At 66.0% G+C, this 20,818-nt stretch carries 19 protein-coding genes and 1 pseudogene; 16 read left to right on the plus strand and 4 right to left on the minus strand.

All coding sequences use genetic code 11. The features are described from left to right. Positions 1-129: 129 nt before the first annotated feature. The 4 genes from ACZ5M6_RS08230 to ACZ5M6_RS08245 all read left to right on the plus strand — a co-directional run bounded on the left by ACZ5M6_RS08230 (position 130) and on the right by ACZ5M6_RS08245 (position 2,552). Positions 130-729 (plus strand): DUF2231 domain-containing protein, encoded by a 600-nt coding sequence (locus ACZ5M6_RS08230; protein WP_191555438.1) that lies wholly within the window; start codon positions 130-132, stop codon positions 727-729. Between the two features lie 89 nt (positions 730-818). After that, on the plus strand, positions 819-1,286 hold the full coding sequence (locus ACZ5M6_RS08235) for a YybH family protein (RefSeq protein ID WP_054765336.1): 468 nt from the start codon (positions 819-821) through the stop codon (positions 1,284-1,286). Between the two features lie 50 nt (positions 1,287-1,336). Further along, the gene (locus ACZ5M6_RS08240) at positions 1,337-1,810 is read left to right on the plus strand and encodes a DUF411 domain-containing protein (RefSeq protein WP_082382653.1); all 474 of its coding nucleotides are present in this window, start codon (positions 1,337-1,339) and stop codon (positions 1,808-1,810) included. A gap of 13 nt (positions 1,811-1,823) precedes the next feature. Then, on the plus strand, positions 1,824-2,552 hold the full coding sequence (locus ACZ5M6_RS08245) for a PepSY domain-containing protein (protein WP_054765338.1): 729 nt from the start codon (positions 1,824-1,826) through the stop codon (positions 2,550-2,552). Positions 2,553-2,582: 30 nt separating this feature from the next. On the opposite strand, the gene ACZ5M6_RS08250 is transcribed toward ACZ5M6_RS08245, so the two are convergent. Next, the gene (locus ACZ5M6_RS08250) at positions 2,583-3,854 is read right to left on the minus strand and encodes a hypothetical protein (protein ID WP_054765339.1); all 1,272 of its coding nucleotides are present in this window, start codon (positions 3,852-3,854) and stop codon (positions 2,583-2,585) included. 122 nt (positions 3,855-3,976) lie between these two features. Between ACZ5M6_RS08250 and ACZ5M6_RS08255 the strand changes: the two genes are divergently transcribed. From ACZ5M6_RS08255 to ACZ5M6_RS08275, 5 genes are all read left to right on the plus strand, one after another. Further along, a complete protein-coding gene (locus tag ACZ5M6_RS08255) occupies positions 3,977-4,426 on the plus strand; it encodes a hypothetical protein (RefSeq protein ID WP_224761380.1) in 450 nt (149 codons plus the stop codon). 112 nt (positions 4,427-4,538) lie between these two features. Beyond that, the gene (locus ACZ5M6_RS08260) at positions 4,539-5,870 is read left to right on the plus strand and encodes a TolC family protein (RefSeq protein WP_082382654.1); all 1,332 of its coding nucleotides are present in this window, start codon (positions 4,539-4,541) and stop codon (positions 5,868-5,870) included. Further along, positions 5,867-7,168 (plus strand): efflux RND transporter periplasmic adaptor subunit, encoded by a 1,302-nt coding sequence (locus ACZ5M6_RS08265; RefSeq protein WP_082382655.1) that lies wholly within the window; start codon positions 5,867-5,869, stop codon positions 7,166-7,168. The genes ACZ5M6_RS08260 and ACZ5M6_RS08265 overlap by 4 nt, the downstream gene beginning before the upstream one ends. Then, positions 7,165-10,314: an efflux RND transporter permease subunit gene (locus tag ACZ5M6_RS08270; RefSeq protein WP_125900830.1), complete on the plus strand. Its 3,150-nt coding sequence runs from the start codon at positions 7,165-7,167 to the stop codon at positions 10,312-10,314. Before ACZ5M6_RS08265 ends, ACZ5M6_RS08270 begins: the two co-directional genes overlap by 4 nt. Then, positions 10,311-10,691, plus strand: coding sequence for a copper-binding protein (locus tag ACZ5M6_RS08275; RefSeq protein ID WP_054765341.1), 381 nt, complete (start codon positions 10,311-10,313; stop codon positions 10,689-10,691). Before ACZ5M6_RS08270 ends, ACZ5M6_RS08275 begins: the two co-directional genes overlap by 4 nt. Positions 10,692-10,756: 65 nt before the next feature. Here ACZ5M6_RS08275 and ACZ5M6_RS08280 read toward each other — a convergent pair whose 3' ends face one another. Together ACZ5M6_RS08280 and ACZ5M6_RS08285 are read right to left on the minus strand one after the other, a co-directional pair. Then, positions 10,757-11,170 (minus strand): four-helix bundle copper-binding protein, encoded by a 414-nt coding sequence (locus tag ACZ5M6_RS08280; protein WP_287395568.1) that lies wholly within the window; start codon positions 11,168-11,170, stop codon positions 10,757-10,759. 145 nt (positions 11,171-11,315) lie between these two features. Continuing rightward, complete coding sequence (locus ACZ5M6_RS08285; protein WP_082382656.1) at positions 11,316-11,798, minus strand: isoprenylcysteine carboxylmethyltransferase family protein; 483 nt, start codon at positions 11,796-11,798, stop codon at positions 11,316-11,318. Positions 11,799-12,331: 533 nt separating this feature from the next. On the opposite strand from ACZ5M6_RS08285, the gene ACZ5M6_RS08290 reads away from it, so the two are divergent. The 7 genes and pseudogenes from ACZ5M6_RS08290 to ACZ5M6_RS08320 all read left to right on the plus strand — a co-directional run bounded on the left by ACZ5M6_RS08290 (position 12,332) and on the right by ACZ5M6_RS08320 (position 19,991). Next, positions 12,332-13,825, plus strand: a complete 1,494-nt coding sequence (locus ACZ5M6_RS08290) for a TolC family protein (protein WP_464158095.1) — start codon at positions 12,332-12,334, stop codon at positions 13,823-13,825. Continuing rightward, positions 13,822-14,883: an HlyD family secretion protein gene (locus tag ACZ5M6_RS08295; RefSeq protein WP_464158098.1), complete on the plus strand. Its 1,062-nt coding sequence runs from the start codon at positions 13,822-13,824 to the stop codon at positions 14,881-14,883. Before ACZ5M6_RS08290 ends, ACZ5M6_RS08295 begins: the two co-directional genes overlap by 4 nt. Positions 14,884-14,936: 53 nt before the next feature. Continuing rightward, positions 14,937-17,168, plus strand: coding sequence for an ABC transporter permease (locus ACZ5M6_RS08300; protein ID WP_464160109.1), 2,232 nt, complete (start codon positions 14,937-14,939; stop codon positions 17,166-17,168). 305 nt (positions 17,169-17,473) lie between these two features. Beyond that, positions 17,474-18,099 (plus strand): annotated as a pseudogene (locus tag ACZ5M6_RS08305) (tyrosine-type recombinase/integrase). 173 nt (positions 18,100-18,272) lie between these two features. Beyond that, entirely contained in the window at positions 18,273-18,566 is a 294-nt protein-coding gene (locus ACZ5M6_RS08310) for an autorepressor SdpR family transcription factor (protein WP_343829403.1), read from the plus strand. Continuing rightward, complete coding sequence (locus ACZ5M6_RS08315; protein ID WP_343829404.1) at positions 18,563-18,934, plus strand: ammonium transporter; 372 nt, start codon at positions 18,563-18,565, stop codon at positions 18,932-18,934. Before ACZ5M6_RS08310 ends, ACZ5M6_RS08315 begins: the two co-directional genes overlap by 4 nt. Before the next feature lie 154 nt (positions 18,935-19,088). Beyond that, the gene (locus ACZ5M6_RS08320) at positions 19,089-19,991 is read left to right on the plus strand and encodes a TraB/GumN family protein (protein ID WP_374390630.1); all 903 of its coding nucleotides are present in this window, start codon (positions 19,089-19,091) and stop codon (positions 19,989-19,991) included. A gap of 247 nt (positions 19,992-20,238) precedes the next feature. Here the strand turns inward: ACZ5M6_RS08320 and ACZ5M6_RS08325 are convergent, their stop codons facing one another. Then, positions 20,239-20,808 carry an alpha-ketoglutarate-dependent dioxygenase AlkB gene (locus tag ACZ5M6_RS08325; RefSeq protein ID WP_464158103.1) on the minus strand — a complete coding sequence of 190 codons (570 nt, stop codon included), beginning with the start codon at positions 20,806-20,808 and terminating at the stop codon, positions 20,239-20,241. Between the last annotated feature and the right edge of the window lie 10 nt (positions 20,809-20,818).

Genomic DNA, 20,818 nt, shown 5'->3' on the forward strand with positions numbered 1-20,818 from the left:
AGACCGTGACATCCCTCGGGCGAGGGGGCGGACCTCGCGCTGCGTAGATAGCAGAAGGGACAGGAGTGGAGAGGGTTTATGACATCACGCGGATTTTTCCCGGCATTGGGACTCGCGCTCGCCTTGTCGGTGAGCGCGCCCGCGATCGCGCACGAGGATCATGACGCCCCGGCGGTTCGCGGCCAGAGCGCCGCATCGACCGCCGAGGGGCCGCAATCGGACATGACGGCCATGCCCGGCATGGCGGCCGACATGGACCACGGGGCCATGATGGCGGACGAGGGTCCGAAACCCATGCCGCAGCGCCTGTACCGCTGGCTCGGCGCCATGCACCCGGCCGCGGTGCATTTTCCGATCGCCCTGTTCCTCGTCGCCGCCCTCCTCGAGATCGCCGCCCTGACCCTCCGGCGTCCGGTCCTGACCCAGGGCACGCGCGTCATCATCGCCTTGGCGGCCATCTCCGCGGTCGGCGCAGTGGCATTGGGCTGGTTCGCCATGGGGATGCCGGGACGGGACGACGCGACCCACGCCTCTCACAGATGGCTCGGCACTTCGATCGCCGCGCTGGGCCTCCTCAGCTGGTGGGCGAAGGAGCACTGGGTCCGCCGGCCGGGGCCCGGGCGCGAGAGAGTCTACATCGGCCTGTTGACGCTCACCGCCGTCGCCGTCGTGATCAACGGCCTCTTGGGCGGCATGCTGACCCACGGCGTGAGACATCTGATGTTCTGAAGGCCGCGCCGTCGTTCAACCTTCTCGTTTTTTCACCCACGCCCGTCCGACACACCTTTCGCGGCCGGCAAACAGGAGCCTCGCCCACGATGTTTCGTTCAACCTTCGCCGGACTGGCGGTCGCCGCTCTCCTCGCCACCGCCTCGCAGGCCCAGACCGCGGACGAACAACAGGTCCGCGCCGTGGTCACCGCCTACAAGACCGCCATCGAGCGGATGGATGTGTCGCAGACGCCGGCCCTGTTCTGGTCCGACTCCGAAATCTTCGAGAACGGCGGCGTGGAGGGATCGTTCGCCTACTATCTGGAGCACCATCTGGGTCCTGAGTTCGCCGATCTCGCTGGGTTCGACTTCCGCGACCACGACATGAAGATCGAGGTCGATGGCGATACGGCCTTCGTAAGCGAGACCTACACCTACCACATCACCTTCAAGGACGGCGCGCGAGCTCCCATAGAACGCCGCGGCGCCGCGACCAGCGTCCTGCGCAAGCGAGGTGACGAGTGGAGGTTCGACATCTATCATTCCTCGGCGCGGCCTTTCCGTCCGGCGGCCTGAGCGCGACCGCGACGGTCAGCGCCGTTTGCACATCGTTTTCTTGAGGTCTCATGGGGTCCCAGTCCATTCCACTCTCACGCCGCAGTCTCATCGCCATGGGAACGGGCGCCCTGGCGGTCGCGGCCTGCGCCCCGGTCGGTCGCGCGTCGAACGAGCTCGCCGTCTACAAGACGCCGACCTGCGCCTGTTGCACGGCCTGGGTGGATCACATGCGCGCCGCGGGCTTCGAGGCGCGGATCAGCGAGCTTCCCAGTCTCCGCTCGATCCGCAGCACCCAAGGCGTGCCCGAAGCCCTCGCGTCCTGTCACACCGCCCTGATCGGGGGCTATGTTCTGGAGGGCCATGTGCCGGCCGAGGACGTGAGACGGCTTCTGGCCGAGCGTCCCAAGGCCGTGGGCCTGGCGGTTCCGGCGATGCCCCTGGGGTCGCCGGGCATGGAGACGCCGGACGGCCAGCGCGAGCCCTATGAGACCCTGCTGATCCTCGAGGGCGGCGGCACACGCGTCTTCGCGCGTCACGGCTAGTCGGGTTCGTTCCATGAAGGTTCTCAGGCTGTCGACCCAGCTTCACAAATGGGTCGCCCTCGTGGTGGGGCTGCAGGTTCTGTTCTGGGTCGGCGGCGGTCTGGTCATGACCGTCATTCCGATCGAGACGGTGCGTAGCGAACATCGCGCGGCCGAACTCAAGCCGGCTCTGCTTGAGGTTGGAGCTCTTCCGACCCTCGCCGTCGTGGCCCGTCGCGCGGGCGTGGCCCCTGTCGAGGCGGAGCTGCGCACGACGCCGCGCGGACCCGCCTGGACTTTGAAACCGGCGGACGGAGAGCCCGTCGTCGTGTCCGCCGTCACGGGCCTTCCGTTCGGGCCGATGTCCGCTGGCGAGGCCTCGGCGTTCGCCCGGACGGGCTACAAGGGCGAGGCGAAGGTGTCCGACGCCGTGCTGCTGGCCATGGCGCCTCAGGAAACCGGCCGGACAGGACCGCTCTGGAGGGTCGATTTCGCCGACCGCGAACGGACGACCTTCTATCTGTCGCCGGCCACCGGAGAGGTCGTGACGCGCCGCTCGGGCGTCTGGCGGTTCTATGACTTCTTCTGGCGGCTCCACATCATGGACTGGAAGACCGGCGAGAACTTCAACCATCCGCTGATCATCATCACGACCTTCCTCACCCTGAGCATCGTGATCACCGGGATCATCCTGCTATGGATCCGCCTGGCGCGTGATCTGAAGGCTTTCCGGGCGTCTCGGCGGACGGGCGGTTCGAGTTGATGCGGGTTGCGCCCGGGCGCGGGCGGGTGGTCAGGTCAGGCGGTGAGAGATTTCGGTCAGGCCTCGCAGGTCGGAGCCGAAGCGCGCGATCGATCCCCGGTGCCGGTCCAACTCCCCATAGGGCAGATATCGGACGTCCAGGTCCGAGATCCGGCTGAAAGCCGGCCGCTGGAGCTGGGCCCGGACATCGCCTTCCCGGCTGTCCGGCGCCACCAGAAAGAGACCGGCGGACGTGTGGAGTTCACCCGAGAGCGCCAGATCCAGCATGCGCACCACGCCGGAATAGATGGTGGTGGAGTGCTCGACTTCGAAGGCCGCCGCTACGCGATCCGGCGAGGCATCGAGCCAGAGGACGTCGATCAGACGGATCGACTCGGCGCCAGCGCCGTTCGCCAGCGCCGTCGGAAGTTGATCGAGACAGCCCTCGCCGAGACGCGCGCCGTCATGGAGCCGGCTCCGGTCGTTGGCGGCGATCCAGACCCGATAGCCGAGCGCGCGTCCCAGATCACGAAGCCAGGCCTGGATTTCCGTGTGCGTGCGATCCGTCTCGCGTTGCTGCGCCGTCGCCTTCTCGAACTTCAGGGCTTCCGCGCGGGCTTGGGCGAGCCGTTCTTCCCACCCCTGGCGCGAGAGCGCGTCACCGGCGGGGGGCGGCGCCGGATACCGCCCTGACCCGACATCGAACAGGAATCCCGCGAGGGCGCCCAGATCGTTCGACAGAAGGTCACGATATCGGGCGTTCAGCGCCAGGAGGCCCTCCCGCATGGCCAGATAATGTTCCCAGCTGCCGAGCTTCACCTTCGAGCCGGTGATCGCGTTGTAACCGTTGACGATGGCGGTGTTGAACGGGGGCGCATGCGTGGGGTGCAGGAAATAGATCAGGTTGGCGACGGCCGGCCCGAGGCCCTTGATCTTGAGTTGATCGATCGTGCGGATGCCGGAGAGAATCTCGTCGGCTGTGGAACAGCCGCTGCAATGATGCAGCAGGCGGCCGAAGGCGCGCTGGTTCGCCGGGTTCTCGTAGATGTCGGGGATCCTCAACTTGGGCTTCCACAGAAAGGCGTGGTCGGCGCCCTTGAAGATCTGTCGCTGCTCGGCGACGGAATGGACGATGGTCTCCAGGGACGAGCCGCGATAGGCGACACCGAAGCGGCCCGTCTCGATCTCCTCGACTACCTGGCCGATGCCCCGGCGGATCGACCGGAAATTCTTCAGCCGTTCATCCCACAGGAACCAGGTCTGGTAGGTCGCCGAGGGATCGTTACGCCATTGCGCGATGAGGTCTCGAAGTCTGTCCGGCACGCCATCCTCTCAGATCCTGAATCTTCCCTCCCAGCGTAAGCGGGTCTGCGCTGAAGCGCCACTGGAGCGGCTCTTCTGCGGTCGATCATGCTCCCGACGGACGGCGATGAAGGGCGTTCGTCATGGTCGCGACTGAAGCGGACGGCGCGCGCCGTCCGGCGCGGTCGCGTCTTGACTCGAAGGGCCTCGAAGCGCCTATCTCGGCCGCCATGTGGAATATTGTCCGCGTCCTTCTGTTCGCCCTCGCGGTGGCCGGGTTCATCGGCCAGTCGTCGGCGCACGCCACTCCGGTTCAGGTGTTCGAGGCGACGGCGGCAATGCCGGAGGCGGACTGCGCCGAGATGATGGACATGGCGGACGAAGCCGTCGACGACGCCGAAGGCCCGTGCAGCAAGATGACGCCGGATTGCATCGCCAAGATGGGCTGCGCCGCCGTCGCCTCGCCGATGCCGCCCGCGCCGGCGATCGAGCATCCGCTCGGGTCGGGGGCGAAATCGTTCGCCGAGGTCGATGTCGCGCTGGAAGGCGCGGGTCCGCTTCCACTGAAGAGTCCGCCCAAACCGCTGTCGTAGACTGCTTTCGCTGATCGGAAAGCCGCGCACCGCGTCGCGGCGTCCGCCGATCGACTGAGGTCTGCGCCTGCGTCACGCCGCGAGGTGGACGCGGCGGTTATCGAGAATTCTCATGATCATTCGCTTCGGCACGGCGGCCTCTGTCGTGCGCCGTCTTTCGGCCGTTCCCTTGCCGCGACGCGTGCGGCGGCCTTGCTGGTTGGGCGCCGTTCACCGGCCGTGGCCACTGTCGGCAGTCCTCGTGGTGGCACTCTGGACCGCGCCGGCCCGCGCCGATCCTCAGACCTTCGACGAGGCTCTGGCCCGCGCCGCCAGCGATGCGCCGCGCCTGAGAGCCAGCGCTCTGGGCGTCGACGCGGCTCGGGCCGCCGCGCCCGCCGCCGGGCGTCTGCCGGATCCGCGTCTCAAATTCGGCCTCGACGGTTTTCCGGTGACTGGGCCGTTGGCGGGCCAGTTCGGCGAGGACGATTTCACCGCCCTGCGGATCGGGGTCGAGCAGGATCTGCCGAGCCGGGCGCGCCGCCGGGCGGAGCGGGACCTGGCCGAGGCCGCCGTCGGCGTCGCCGTGGCGGATGAGGCCACCGCCCTGCGGGAGGTTCGGATCGCGGCCGGCGTGGCCTGGATCGACCTCTACTACGCGGACCGCAAGCTGGCGGTCGTCGATCAGATTCTGGCGACCCTGCAACCCCTCTGGGAGGCGGCCCCGTCCGGCGTGGCCTCGGGCTCCGAACGGCCGGCCGCCGCCCTGATCCCGATCCAGCTGAAGGCGGCCCTGGACGACCGCCGGAGCCGGCTCCTCGCGGATCGGGACGCGGCCCGGGCCGAGCTGACCCGCTGGACCGGCGATCCGGCGGCGAGCACGCAGGGAGAGCCGCCCCGGGCGGGACTCGATCCCACGCGTCTGCGAGCGGGACTCGAGGATTTGCCGGCGCTCCGGGCCTACGCCGCCGAGCGACGTCGCGCCGACGCCGAACTGGATCTGGCGCGCGCCGGCCGCCGGCCGGACTGGTCGGTGGAGGCCAGCTATCAACGTCGCGATCCCCGGTTCGGAGACATGGTGTCCGTGGGCGCCAGCGTCAGTCTGCCGCTTTTTCAGAGAGAACGTCAGGAATCCTTGATCGCCGCCCGGGCGGCCGACGCGCTGAGAGTGAGCTCGGAGCGCGATGCGACGCGGCGACGCCTGGAAGCCGATCTGCGGCGCGCCCTGGCCCGGCAGGCGACCGATCAGGACCTGTGGATCCGGGCGCGGGACGTGGTGCTGCCCGCTGTGGTGCAGCAATCAGACCTGGAGACGGCGGCCTATGCCGCCGGCCGCATCGGGATCGGCGACATCATCCGTGCTTTCACCGCCGTGGCGGAGGCCCGGCTCGACGTGCTGGACAAGGAAGCGGCGGCGGTTCGGGGCGCCGTCGAGATCAGCCTGACCTATGGGGGTGACAGATGACCGGATTTGGCGACAAGCGTCTGGCGATGGCGGCCGCGGCGCTCCTGCTGGTCGCCATCGGGGCCGGCGCGGGCGTCCTGATCTCCCAGCGGACGGGAAGCGGGGCGAATGACGCCGCTACGGAGCGGAAGGTGCTCTACTGGTACGATCCAATGGTCCCGAACGAACGGTATCCGGGGCCAGGCAAGTCGTCCATGAACATGGACACCATCCCGAAATACGCGGACGAGGTGGGTTCGGGGGCTGGCGTCCGCATCGATCCGTCGCTGACCCAGAACCTGGGCGCCCGGTTCGCCTTCGTGCGTCGCGGCGTGCTGGAGGCCGATGCCGAGGCCACCGCCGTCATCGACTTCAACCAGCGCGACATCGCCGTGGTCCAGGCGCGCGCGGACGGATTCGTGCGAAGGGTCTACGATCGCGCGCCGGGCGATGTGATCGCCGCCGGCGCGCCCCTGGTGGACCTGCTCATCCCGTCCTGGGGCGGCGCCCAGGCCGAATATCTGGCGGTGCGACGCACCGGCGATACGTCCCTGATCCGCGCGGCGCGGCAGCGACTGGTCCTGTTGGGCATGTCCGAGGCGTTGATCGCCGCGATCGAGCGCAGCGGGCGGGCGCGAAACACCATCACGATCACGGCGCCCGCCGGCGGCGTGGTCAAGACCTTGGGCGTGCGTTCGGGCATGAGCGTGGCTCAGGGCGCGACCTTGGCCGAAATCAACGGCCTGACGACCGTCTGGCTCAACGCCGCCATTCCGGAGGCGTTGGCGGGCCAGCTGCGGGTCGGGCAATCCGTCGCGGTCACCCTGGCCGCATTCCCGGGCGAGCGCTTCACCGGCCGCCTGACCGCCCTGTTGCCGGAGCTCGTCGGCGATAGCCGTACGGTCACCGCGCGAATAGAAATGGACAGTCGGGGAGGGCGTCTCAGGCCCGGCATGTTCGGCCGCATCACCTTCGGCGGCGGTTCGACCTCGGCTCTGCTCGTGCCGACCGAGGCGGTGATCCGGACCGGCGAGCGTGACCTCGTCATGCTCGCCCTCCCGGAAGGCCGCTTTCAGGCGGCGGAGGTCCGCATCGGACGGGAAGCCGGCGGCCGGACCGAGGTTCTCGCCGGCCTCAGGGAGGGCGAACGGATCGTCGCGTCGGGCCAGTTCCTGATCGACTCCGAAGCCAATATGTCGGGGGTCGCGGCCCGGCCGATCGGGGAGGTCGAACGGGCCGCCGCCGCGCCGTTGGCCGAAGGCCGGTCGGTCGCCGGCGGGCCGGCGGCGTCCGCTGCGCGCGCGAGGCCCGCGCAATGATCACTGCCGTCATTCGCGCCTCGGTCAAGGGGCGTTTCCTCGTCCTGATGGCCGCCTTCGCCCTGCTCGCGGCCGGCCTGTGGGCGGTGCGAAGCACGCCGGTCGACGCCCTGCCGGACCTGTCGGATGTGCAGGTCATCATCCGCACCAACTTCCCGGGCCAGGCGCCCCAGATCGTCGAGAACCAGGTCACCTATCCGCTGGCGACGACCATGCTGTCGGTGCCCGGCGCGCGGACGGTGCGGGGCTACTCCTTTTTCGGGGACAGCTTCGTCTATGTGCTTTTCGAGGACGGGACCGATCTCTACTGGGCCCGGTCCCGGGTGCTGGAATATCTGAACCAGGTTCAAGCGCGGCTTCCGGCCACGGTCCAACCGGCGCTGGGTCCCGACGCCACCGGCGTGGGATGGGTCTATGAGTACGCCCTGGTCGATCGGACCGGCCGCCACGATCTGGCGCAGTTGCGCAGCCTGCAGGACTGGTTTCTCCGCTACGAGCTGAAGACCGTGCCGGGCGTGGCGGAGGTCGCCAGCCTGGGCGGCATGGTGCGGCAGTATCAGGTGGTGCTCGACCCCGTCCGGCTCGCCGCGTACGGCGTGACCCATCAGACCGCGGTGGAGGCCATCCAGCGCGCCAACGGCGAAACGGGCGGGTCCGTGCTGGAGCTTGCCGAGGCCGAGTATATGGTGCGCGCCAACGGCTATCTGACCGAGCTGGAGGACTTCCGGGCCATACCGCTCCGCACCGCGGCCGGCGGGGTTCCGATCCGGCTCGGCGATGTCGCCACGGTTCAGATCGGTCCGGAGATGCGGCGCGGGATCGCCGAATTGAACGGGCAGGGCGAGGTCGCCGGCGGCGTCGTCATCCTCCGGTCCGGCGGGAACGCGCGGTCAACGATCGCCGCCGTCGCCGAGAAGCTCGAGACGCTCAAGGCCGGACTGCCCCCGGGCGTCGAGGTCGTGACCACCTACGACAGGTCCCGGCTCATCGATCGGGCGATCGAGAACCTGAGCGGCAAGCTGATCGAGGAATTCCTCATCGTCGCCCTGGTCTGCGGCCTGTTCCTCTGGCACGCGCGATCCGCGCTTGTCGCCATCCTGACACTGCCGCTCGGCGTGCTGGCGGCCTTCCTGGTCATGAATGTGCAGGGGGTGAACGCCAACATCATGTCGCTGGGCGGGATCGCCATCGCCATCGGGGCCATGGTCGATGCGGCGGTGGTCATGATCGAGAACGCCCATAAGCACATCGAGCGATGGGAGCACGATCATCCTGACGACAGGCTGGACGGCGAAACCCGCTGGGCCGTGATCACCGAGGCCGCCGTCGAGGTCGGGCCTGCGCTGTTCCTCAGCCTGGTGATCATTACCCTGTCGTTCATCCCCGTGTTCAGCCTGCAGGCGCAGGAAGGCCGGTTGTTCGCGCCTCTGGCCTTCACCAAGAGCTATGCGATGGCGGCGGCCGCGATCCTGTCGATCACCCTCGTCCCCGTGCTGATGGGCTATCTGATCCGCGGGCGGATACCGGCGGAGCGGAGCAATCCGATCAATCGCTGGCTGACACATGCCTATTGCGGACCTTTGGACTGGGTGCTCAGATATCCGAAGCGGACCCTGCTGATCGCCCTCGCGGCCTTCACGACCACGGCCTGGCCGTTGAGTCAGCTGGGCGGCGAGTTCATGCCGGCGATGGATGAAGGCGACCTGCTCTACATGCCGTCCGCACAGCCCGGCCTGTCCGCCGCCGAGGCCGCGGAACTGCTGCAGCAGACGGACCGCATGATCCGCACGGTGCCGGAAGTGGCGACCGTGTTCGGCAAGGCGGGCCGGGCGGAAACCGCGACGGATCCGGCTCCGCTGGAAATGTTTGAGACCACCATTCAGTTCAAACCGCGCGATGAATGGCGCCACGGCATGACTCCGGAGAAGCTGGTCGAGGAGCTCGACCGCGCGGTTCAGGTGCCGGGATTGTCCAACGTCTGGGTTCCGCCCATCCGCAATCGCATCGACATGCTGGCGACGGGCATCAAGAGCCCGGTCGGCGTCAAGGTGTCCGGCGCTGACCTCGGTCAGATCGACCGCATCGCCGCCGAGGTCGAAGAGATCGCCCGATCCGTGCCAGGCGTGAGCTCGGCGCTGGCCGAGCGGCTGACGGGCGGCCGTTACATCGATATCGACATCGACCGCGACGCGGCGGGCCGGTACGGGCTCAACATCGCCGATGTGCAGTCGATCGTCTCCGGCGCGATCGGCGGCGAGACCATCGGCCAGACCGTGGAGGGCGTGGCGCGCTATCCCATCAGCGTGCGCTATCCGCGCGAGTTGAGGGACAGCGTGGAGCAGCTGCGAGCCCTGCCGATCCTGACGCCTTCAGGCCAGCAGATCACCCTGGGCACCGTCGCCGATCTGCGGGTCGCCGACGGGCCGCCGATGCTGAAGTCCGAGAACGGCCGGCCGACCACCTGGGTCTATGTCGACGTGCGGGGACGCGACCTGGCCTCGGTCGTCGCGGATCTGCGTCGAGCGGTGGCCAGCGATGTCACCCTCACGCCTGGCGTGAGCATCGCCTACTCGGGCCAGTTCGAATATCTCGAACGGGCGACCGCGCGGCTCAGGATCGTTGTCCCGGCCACGCTGGCGATCATCTTCATCCTGCTCTACCTGACCTTCGGGCGCTTCGACGAAGCCCTGCTGATCATGGCCACCCTGCCGTTCGCCCTGACCGGGGGGATCTGGCTGCTCTATCTACTCGGCTTTCACCAGTCCGTCGCCACCGGCGTCGGCTTCATCGCCCTGGCCGGCCTCTCGGCCGAGTTCGGCGTGGTGATGCTGATCTATCTGAAGCACGCATTGAAGGATCGCGGAGCCGACCCCGATCGCGGACAGGTCGAAGACGCCGTTCGCGAAGGCGCCCTGCTGCGGGTCCGGCCCAAGGCCATGACGGTCGCCGTTGTCCTCGCGGGCCTGTTTCCGATTCTGATCGGCCACGGCGCGGGCTCGGAAGTAATGAGCCGGATCGCCGCGCCGGTGATCGGAGGCATGATCACCGCGCCTTTGCTCTCGATGCTCGTTATCCCGGCGGGCTATCTTCTCCTCAGGCGCCGCAAGGCCCGTTCGACCCTCTCAACCCAAGGAGCGACTCCATGACTCGAACCTTTATCGCACTCGCCGGCGCGGTCATGATGCTATCGGCCTGCGGCCAACCCGCAGACCCGGCCGCCGAACCGGACGCTGCCGCTCCCGTCGACACGGCTTCCGCGGCCGGCGCGACGGACACGGCGACATCCCCTGCTGCGGGCTCCAGATCCGGCAGCGGCGCGGGCGTGGTCACCGCCGTGGATGCGGCGGCCGGCACCGTGACGATCAATCACGAGGCTATTCCGGCGGTCGGCTGGCCAGCGATGACGATGAGCTTCACGGCAGACCCCGCCGTGGTACAGCAAGCCGCTGTCGGGGATCGCGTCGAGTTCGACCTGACCGTTCAGGGCAACGCGGGTGAAGTCACCGCCATTCGCCCGGAATAGCCGGACTCGCCTTCACCGTTCGTGCGGGGCGTTGTCAGCGCACGCACGGTGAAGGCGGTGCTCCATCAACGGCTCGACGGAGTGATCGTGCCAGCCGCCTCCCGGCACGCCTCTTCGCAGCGGCGGCAGGCCTCGGCGCAGATGCGGCAATGTTCATGCATGTCCGCGTGCTTGTCGCACTCCGCGGCGCAGGCCGCGCAGATGTGGGCGCAAACCTCGAGCTGGCCCTTGATGACCGCCTCGTTGCTCCCCGTGCGGCGCGCGCCGACCGCGCCGGCGGCCGCGCAGACGTCGGCGCAGTCGAGGTTGAGCCGAATGCATTGTACGAGATCGGCGACCATGGCTTCGCCGAGACAGGCGTCGGCGCAGATGCGGCAGGTCGCGGCGCACGCGTAGGCCGCCTCGACGGCGCGGATCAGCGCGTCGTTGGTCGAGCCTTTGACGTGAGGATGGGCGCTGATCATGGACTGGATATGCATGGGATTCTCCGATGGCGGACTCGGTCAACCCGCCGGAACGGCCGCCGTTCCCCGGTGATCGCGTGCGCCGTGAAACGTGAACAGCGTGCCTCCCCGGACGCACAGCTAGGCTGGGATCACGCTGTCCGGTCATGCTCCTGAGGGCCTATCTGCGGTCGGCAAGCGCCCCATCCTCCACCCGAATACGCCACGCCAGAAGCATGGCGTTAGCGATGGTCCATGCGAGGGCGATCCAGATTTGGCCGAACGCGAGCGGCAGGACGAGGATTTCGAGGGACGCGATCACATATTTTGGGTGACGAGTGAACCGGTAGGGGCCGCGTCTTGGAACTGCAGCGCGATCACGATGGTCACGGCGAGGCCGGCGCAGAATTGGCGGAGCAGTCGCGTCAATACAGGTTTCCTGACCTTCGACCCATACTGGGTGACCCGGACTCGCGCAACGACTCGATCGTCGCACGGGTTTGAAGGCCGTCAGGCTTCCTTGAGCCGACGGGTCACGCCAGCCGCTGCGACCGCCTCCGGAGCGGGTTGTAGATCCAGCCTGTTCGTCAGATCGTTCGGTTGTGGTATCCCGTGTCAGCGAGGTATATCGGCTCGCTTCTCTCGCAAACCAAGCTTTCGGCATTGTCAATACATCTCGAAAGATGTCGTGATCACGCGCTTTTTACATCAGACTATTTCTTCATTGTTTTCAACATTCCTCGATCTATTCGGACTGCGACACGGCGCTGTTGACGCCCATTGGCATAAAGCCCATATGGATCAAATCATTACCAGCGTTCGTGTAATCGAGTGGGAGTGAGGGACGACGGGCATGCAGGGGCGGCCTCTGGTGAGGGGATTTCGTTGATGACGGAGGAACTTTAGCGGACGGGTTCGGTCGGTGCGATCCGTAGCCTTACGGTGGTAGATCTACGGGGGCGGGATGGTGTTGGCTACGGTCTCCCGGAGGTCCGCTCCTGACTCCAAGGCGACCTAAGGAATGTCAGCTTCTAGGCAACTAACTTCCAACCGCGACCGCTCGATAACGAGGATAGGGTTAGACCCTTGGCTGATATCGCAACGCCAGTTGCTGGACGTAACGGCTGCGCTTGAGTTAGTTATGCTTGCTGACGCCGGGGTGAAGCTATGGGTACAGCTTGGATCGGCTGGGTTGCTGTGGGCATTTTGGCCGGATCAGCGCCGAACGCCCTTGCGGCGGTCTCCCAAGTTCAGGCTGCACCCCAAGAGGCGGCCCAAGGCGACGCTACAGTCGCTCTGACCTATGCGGCCGCTCAGCAACGTATTCGCTCCAACTCCAGTCTCGGTCGCGCTGCCGGCTATGGGATGCAGGCCGCCAGGGCCCAGGCGGATGTGGCTGCCGGGCTAAATCGGCCGACCGTAGCGCTCGATGCTCAGTTAATCCATTATCGCAAGACATTCGATCTCTCGCTGGGCGACACGCTGGACCGCGCACAGGCCGAGCTCGGCGCCGCCATTCCTGGGCTCATCGCGGACTTGCCCGGCGTGCCGGGTGACGTGTTGCAGAGTGTCGGTCAGCGGCTGGAAGCGGCGCTTCCCGAAATTTTCGCCGCCTTGCCGCAAGATGTCCGACTGCAGGTCGACGATACGACCTTTCGCCCCACGGTGACGGCGCTCCAGCCGATCTATACCGGCGGCGCAATTCCAGCCTTACGACGAGCGGCAGCGGCCAATGTGGATCTGGCGCAGGCGAAGCAGCAGGAAGCGGTCAGTCTGGAGGACGTAAATCTGGCGCGGGCGTACTTTGGCCAGGTGTTGGCAGCCGAAGCGCTGAAGATCGCACGCGAGACCCGTGACGGCTTCGATCTGCATTTGCGCAACGCTCGACTGTTGGAATCGCAAGGCGTGCTCAGCCACGCCCAGACGCTTCAGGTCGAAGTCGCCCGCGATGCGGCTCAGCGGCAGGTCAACAGGGCCGAACTGGAGCACGACAACGCCGTGGCGTCCCTCGCCAGGGTTGTTGACACCAATGGCCCCGTCGTTCCAACCACGCCCCTGTTCGTAAACCGTGACCCAATCGGTCCAGCCGGCGTTTTTCTTGACCAGGCAAGCCAGACGAACGCTCGCCTTGCGCAGGCTCAAGCCGGGCGCGATCTGGCCGAGGCGGGCGCCGATCTCGCGGCGTCACGAATGAAGCCGTCCGTCTATGCATTCGGAACCTACAACCTGAACCCAGACGACGCTCTGCCGACCGAGCCGGATTGGGCGGTTGGGATCGGCGCCCGTTACACTCTGATTTCGACGGTGGATCGACGACGCATGCTGGGCGCAGCGCGCGCTCAGGCCTCGGCTGCTGCGGAGGTGGAACGACAGGCCCGAGACGACGCCCGATTGCTGGTCACGCGAGCGTATAATCAGGCAGAGTTGGCGCGTCGTCAGTTTCTGAGCATGGACAGCAGCCTAGAGGCCGCCAGCGAGAATCTTAGAGTTCAGGAGGTTGGGTTCCGTGAAGGCGAGGCCACAGCCGCCTCGGTCGTGGACGCCCGCAATCTTCTGGGGGCCGCGCGTTTGCAACGCGCAGCAGCAGCTTACGAATATGATCTCAGCCTGGCCGCCTTGCTGGCGGCGTCGGGAAGCGATCTGACCTTGAACGACTATCTGCAACGCGAAGACCGGATAAGCGCGCCATGAGCGAGACGCCTCCCTTTGCCGATGCCCCGACAAACGGTGCGCCGACCATCGCGGCCAGTCGTACATCTGCACGGCGACGTATTCTGCCTGTGATCGTGGGCGTCGGCCTCGTACTGCTGATCGGCTTCATCATCGTGGGCCTCTTCCTCGCGGCCCGTCCTGCCAGGGATCAAGTTCAGGGCATGGTCGAGGCGGAGACCTTCACTGTTGCGACCAAGGTGCCCAGTCGCGTGGAGCGCTTCCTGGCTTCAGAGGGCGATCAGGTGAAGGCAGGTCAAGAGTTGGCTCTGATGAGCAGCCCGGAGGTTGCAGCAAAGGAGGCTCAGGCCCGGGCCTTGCTTCAGTCGAGTGAGGCCATTCAGTCGATGAGCCGCGAAGGCGCTCGCCGCGAGGATGTGCAGTCGGTCGAGTCCGTCTGGCGCGCCGCGCAGGCGACGGCTCGTTTGGCGGACCAGACTGCGCGGCGGGCGGAGAACCTGTTCGCCGAAGGCGTGATTTCCGCCCAACGCCGTGACGAAGCCGTGGCCGCTCGCGCTGCTACAGCCTCGCAGTCCGAAGCCGCCCGTCAGCAGTATCTGAAGGCGTTGGCAGGGACACGGCCGCAGGAAAAATCCGTTGCCGACGCCAATGTGCAAGGCGCGCAGGCCGCCGTCGCCGAGGTCCAAAGCCTCCAAAGTGAGACACGACTGCTTGCTCCAAACGACGGCGAAGTTGCGGAGCGTTTCGCCAATGTCGGCGAGCTCGTGCTCACGGGCGTGCCAGTCTTCACAATCGTGGACATCGGCGACCCTTGGGTTACGTTCAGTGTGCGCGAGGATCAGTTTCGCGATCTGAAAATCGGCGCGATCGTGCGTGGCGACGTGCCCGCACTCGGCCTCGCTGACGTGGCCTTCCGGATCACCGCCATCAATCCTCAAGGCGAGTTCGCCACTTGGCGCTCAACCCGGCAGTCCAGCGGCTATGACGTGCGAAGCTTTCAGGTCAAGGCCAAGCCTGTTCGACCCGTCAACGGCCTGAGGCCTGGCATGAGCGTGCTGTTCGATTGGTCCGCACGGTGAGACGCCTCGCGGCCGTCATTGTATCGGCCGTTCGGGACGAGGCGCGCGTCTTGGTGACCCGACCGTGGGACGCGTTCGTCGCCTTTGGTCTGCCGCTGATCCTGCTGATGGTTATCGCGGCGATGCTGGCCCCTGGAGTGATCCGTCAGGCCCCGGTCGCCGTGGTGGATCAGGACCATTCGGCCTTCAGCCGCGCCGCAATTCGCAACATGGAGGCAAGCGCCGATGTTCGCGTGACCCATGCTCCAGCGACGATGACGGAGGCCATGGCCTTGATGCGGCGAGGCGAGATTTACAGCGTCGCTCATTTTCCAGCAGATTTTTCTGATGGGGCATTTCGTCGGCCGGAACAGGTGACCGTGTCGTTCAACGGCGCCTTCCAGACGGTCGGCGCCTTGTCGGCCTTGGGGCAGAGCGCGGCCATCGCATCAGCGGCCGGCCAGCAGTTGCAAGAACGCGCGCGACAGAGAGGATTGCCCGAAACAGCCTTGCAACTCCCCGCTGTCCAGGTGTCGGTCGTCGGCAATCCGCAACTCAGCTTCGAGCTTTTTCTCGGCGGACTTCTGGCGCCGGGGGTTCTTCATCTGCTGGCGGCTTGTTCCGCGGTGCTGGCGGTTGGTCGGCTGATGCAGGGCGGCTCCTTCAAACGCTTCAAGACCGAGACGGACGGCTTCACAACGACGGCTCTGATCGGGCGACTCATTCCGCACTTCGTGATCTTCAGCCTATGGGGGTTGGCCTGGATCGCTTGGCTCAGCGGTGTCCGGGGCTGGGGTGTGGCAGGGTCTCTCCCTCTGCTGATCCTCGGCATACTCGCCTTGATGGCGGTGAGCGTTGTCTTGTCGGCTTTTCTGGTCGCCGCGCTTGGCGAGGTGGATATGGCGTTCTCGGCCACCGCCATCTATTCGGGCGCGGCTATCGCCTTTTCCAACGGCACTCTCCCTCTGGACCATGGACCGCGCTTCGCCCGAATCTGGAGCGATATTCTTCCGTATACGCACTATCTACGCCTGCAGACGGGCCAGCTAGTCACGGGTGCGACTTCCGCATCGGCATGGCGAGACTTAATGTTCCTGAGCGGCGTCGCCGTCGTTGGTCTTATTCTATCGGCGCTGTTCATCCGGGGACGAGCGCGTCTTGTCCCCAAACCAGAAGATTTGCACTTTCCGCTTCCGCAACAGGGCGTTATCGCCGCCTTCGCCGCGACTTTCCGGAACCTGCCGCGTGCGCGACCGGTCAGCAGCCTACTGATCCTGGCGGTCGTCTTTTACGCCTTTTACTATCCGGCCGCCTATGCCGGACAGGCCGCGACGGGACTACCCATCGCCATAGCGACCCCGACGCAGACAGCGCTGACCCGCACCCTTGTCGAAGACCTGAATGCTTCGCGCGAGATCGAGGTCGCCGCCGTGATTTCATCCCCCGCTGAGGGCTTCGAACTGATGCGGCGCGGCGTGGTCGATGGTGTCGTCGTCCTGCCTCAGCGTTTTGAGGCCGATCTGTTCAGGGGGGCGCCGACGGGCGTGGCCATCTGGCTGAACGGCGGTTATCTGGTTCGTGTCACAGCGGTCGGCAGAGCCGTCGTCGCCGCAGCAGCGCAGGTCGCCGAGGCGCAGTTGAAAGGGCTGCCTGATATTGCCCGCGCCGTCAGATTGGCGCCGACCCTGAAGCAGGTTTCCCTCTTCAACCCAACTGAGGGCTATGGCGGCTATGCCGTGCCGGCGGTCAGTCTTATCATCCTGCAGCAGACGCTATTGCTGGGCGCGGGCGTGATCACAGCGGTGCGTCGAGAGACCGGTGCGGCTACGCTGAAACGTAGCGCGCGCTTGGGTCTTTGGCTGGCGCTTACGGCGATTGGGACAGCGTCCAGCCTCTTCTATTTCGGTTTCGTGTTCTGGTTTCAGGACTATCCCCGCGCCGGCAACCTGATCGGCGTTCTACTGCTGGCGCCCATTTTTTCAGCAGCGGTCGCCGCTGTGGGTCTGCTTCTAGGCGCGCTTTTCGATCGCCATGAGAGGGTCTTGCAGGTTCTGGTCGGCACTTCCGCGCCTTTGTTTTTCCTGTCCGGCGCTGCGTGGCCGCATTTCATGATGCCTGACGGTCTCGTCTGGTTCGCGCACCTTTCACCTTGCACCGCTGCTGTTCAGGCCTTTGTTCGCCTGAACGCCATGGGCGCCAGCCTTTCAGAAGTCTCAGGTTTGGCAGCCATTTTGACAGCCCTCGCCGTCGTCTATGGCGGTTTGTGGGTGGTGCGTGGACCAGTGCGGTCTGACCTGCGTCAATGACGTCAGGCGCGAACAAATCAGTTAGCTAGAGAGAAACAAACTCTATCTCGACATCGAAAGGGATGGTGACACTGCGGATGTCGGATCCTATCGCGCTTTGGCTGACGTTCGCGCTATCCATCGAAGCTGAACTGTTCAAACATCGGCGACGGGCTTAGAGCAGAACTCAGCAAGCAACCAGTAACCAAACCCACGTCGAGCTTCTAAGTCGCGTTCTTGCAACGCCGACAGTGGCCGCTTCTGGCGCATCAGCGTTGTTTGGAGCGTATCTTGAGGAGGGGGGGTGTTGATCGTCGGAGGTGGCCATGAGCCAGCCCGATCTGTTTCGTTTACCCCGCAAACCCTGGAACGCTGGTCGAATGACCGGTGCGAAGGCCCCACTTAAGCCAAAGCACATCTGGGTGATCCGTCAGCACCTGAAGTCCGTTGGATCGACACGAGATCTCGCGATGTTCAACATCGCATTGGACGCCAAGCTGCGGGGCTGTGATCTGGTAAACTCCGTCTGGGCGATATTGCTCAAGGCGGCGTCATTCGGCAGCGGTCGACGATCATCCAGCAGAAGACCGGTCGGCCCGTGCCGTTCGAGATCACGGAGGCCGCGAGGGAAGCTCTGGCTCACTGGTTGGAGCTCCGAGGAAGACGGCGTGACGACTGGCTGTTCCCCAGCCGCAGCCGGGATGGAGAGCACATATGCACCAGGCAGTACGCCCGGCTGGTCGATACCTGGGTGAGAATGATCGACCTGAATCCCAGCGCCTATGGCACCCATAGCCTTAGACGGACCAAGGTGGCCTTGATCTATAAGAAGACCGGAAACCTACGCGCCTGCCAGCTCCTTCTCGGGCACGGAAAGCTCGAGAGCACCGTTAGGTATCTCGGCATCGAAGTCGACGACGCGCTGGAGATTTCAGAGCAGATCGACCTCTGAACAGGCTTGGGGCGGCCCGCCGTAAAGCGGACTGCCCTATGTCTCAGAAGCGTGGAAAGCGGACGCTCAAACGGGTCTGAGATCACGGCTGGCGGTAAGCGGATGATCCTTGGCTATGGCCATGATGATCATCCCTGTTGACGACGATTAGACGATTAGCTAATAGTCATAGCATGAGTTCGGTCTTCAAAGCCCTTTCGGATCCCACGCGTCGCCGCGTCCTTCAGATGCTGCGTGCGGGCCCGCTGAGCGCCGGTGCGATCAGCGATCAGTTCGACGTGTCTAAGCCGACCATGTCGGCGCACTTCGCCGTGCTGAAAGAGGCTGACCTGGTTCACACGGAGAAGGCCGGCAAGGCCGTCATCTATCATCTGAAGCTCTCGGTGCTGGAAGACGCGCTGCTGGGCTTCGTCAACTCTTTCGAGCCGAGTGTCGGGACTCCGGCCGCCAAGGACACAGCGAAATGAACAAGGATCTGATCAAGAGCCTGATGGTGGCCGGAGGGCTGATCGCCGTGGCGCTCGCCGCCACCTCAGCTCGATCGATGGGCCTCATCGACGGCGATGCCGTGACCCGCCTGGTCATGGGGGCCACCGGGCTGATGCTTGTCTGGTATGGCAACAGAATGCCCAAGACCTTCGTGCCGGCGGCAAAGGCGCGCCAGGTCCAACGCGTCGGAGGCTGGTCCATGGTTCTGAGCGGCTTGATCTACGCCGGGCTCTGGGCGTTCGCGCCGCTTGACCTCGCCTTCACGGCCGGTTGCGCGGTGGTGGTCGCTGGCTTGGTCATGACCATCGGCTACTGCCTGTCGCTGAGACGCAAGGCGGTCGCCTGAAGCGCCGAGCGGGTCCTACAACGCGTCGCCAGCCAGTGACCACAGGCCTGTCCGCCTGATCGCGCCCACGATCGACTGACCCAACTTTTCCCCTCCTCGATCTCACGCGCGGACTGATCCGCGTGATCGATCCCTCATGCCCGGAGATCATCCCATGATCCAGCCAACCTTCCTCCGTCGCGCCCTTGTCGGCGCGGCGCTCGCGCTGAGCGCACTCCTGTCGAGCGCGGCGACGGCCCAGACGCCGTCATCGCCCCGCCCGGCACTGTGGGTGCTGAGTGACGCGGATTCGACCGTTTACCTGTTCGGCACAATCCATTTCATGCGACCGGACACCAACTGGCGGACTGACGAAGTAGCGGCGGCGCTGGCGGCGTCTCAGTCGCTGGTGCTCGAGGTCGCCGACCCCGAAGACCAGGCCGCGGTCGTTCCGCTGATCCAGCAGTACGGCAGATCGCCCGAGCGACCTCTCTCCACCCTGCTGAGCCCTGATGAGTTTAAGCGCTTTGACTCCGCCGCCAGCGCGCTCGGCGCGTCGGGGGCTCAGATGGACACCCTCAGGCCTTGGCTCGCCGGCGTGATGCTGTCGGCCGCCATTCCGGCGCGGGGCGGGTTCGATGCGGCTTCCGGCGTGGACGTCCTTCTCCGCGCGGACGCCAAGCGTGCAGGGTTGCCGCTCAAGGGGCTGGAGACTCCCGAGGACCAAATCCGAATGCTCTCGGGCTTCCCTGAAGACGGCCAGCTTGCCTTCCTTCGCAACACCCTCGACACGTTTGACCAGGCGCCCACCGAACTGGCGCAACTGGCGGACGCCTGGGGCCGCGGCGATGTCGACAGGATCGCCGACGTTACGCTCGACCCGATGAGGACGCGCAGTTCTGCAGTTTATCAGACCGTGATCGTTGAGAGAAACCGTCGCTGGGCGGGTCAGATCGCCCAGATGCTGGATGGCTCAGGCACGACATTTGTCGCCGTGGGCGCGCTGCATCTAGCAGGAGACCATAGCGTTCAGGACTTCCTACGCCAGGGCGGGTTTGCAGCGGTTCGCGTTCAGTGAGGTCGGACGAGGGCCGTTAGCGCGGCCCTCACCAGTCATTGCATTCCGATGTGGTTAGCTTTCACCGCAGGGTCCGGAAAGGGTCGGATTGCGAAGGAGGCATCGCGTCCGAAAGCGGACCTCTGGCCCACGGGTTCAATGTCGCGTTCGTGGCTTGGTCCGCATGACCGCTCATGGCGCTGAAGAGCAGCTGAGCGGCGAACGTGCGGGTGGCGGACTCGGTCTGGCCTCATCAGCGGAGTGCGACTTACCGCAAGGTCCGGAACGTCACCGAGTAGCGCAGCGCCGTCATCGGCGTGATGCCGTGTTCCCAGTCGGCCCTGGCCGGGCCGTCGAGGAGGTAGGCCGAGCCTGGCGCGAGATCGAGATGGCGGCGCTCCCACCCATCCGGCGTCCGCCGCCGGAAGCGCAGGCGGCAGGGCGCGCCGAGGGAGACGCCGACGACCTTGTCGTATTGCGGACGGTCCCTATGCCAGCCGATGCCGGCTCCGGCCTGGTACTCGGTGACCAGGGTCTGGACGATCGCCGCCGCCGGAACGCCGGCGAAGGCGGCGGCGCGGTCGCGCAAGGGCTCCAGGAAGGCGGGCAGGGGCGCCGCCTCGTCCAGGCGGGCGCGGCTGAAGTCGTAGCGCCAGCCGAAGGAGACCACGCGGCGCGCCCCCAGCCAGCCGTGGAACGCGAAGGGCGCGAACGGCAGAACGGCGAAGGCGTCCGTCAAACGATCCCGCTCGGCTTCGTCGACCATCGCCCCGACGTAGCGCAGGCCCGCCGGCTCGAGCGGCGGACCTCCGAACAGATCGGCCTGAGGGCTGGTCATGGGAGGACAA

The organism is Brevundimonas sp. Br13 (assembly GCF_055391505.1).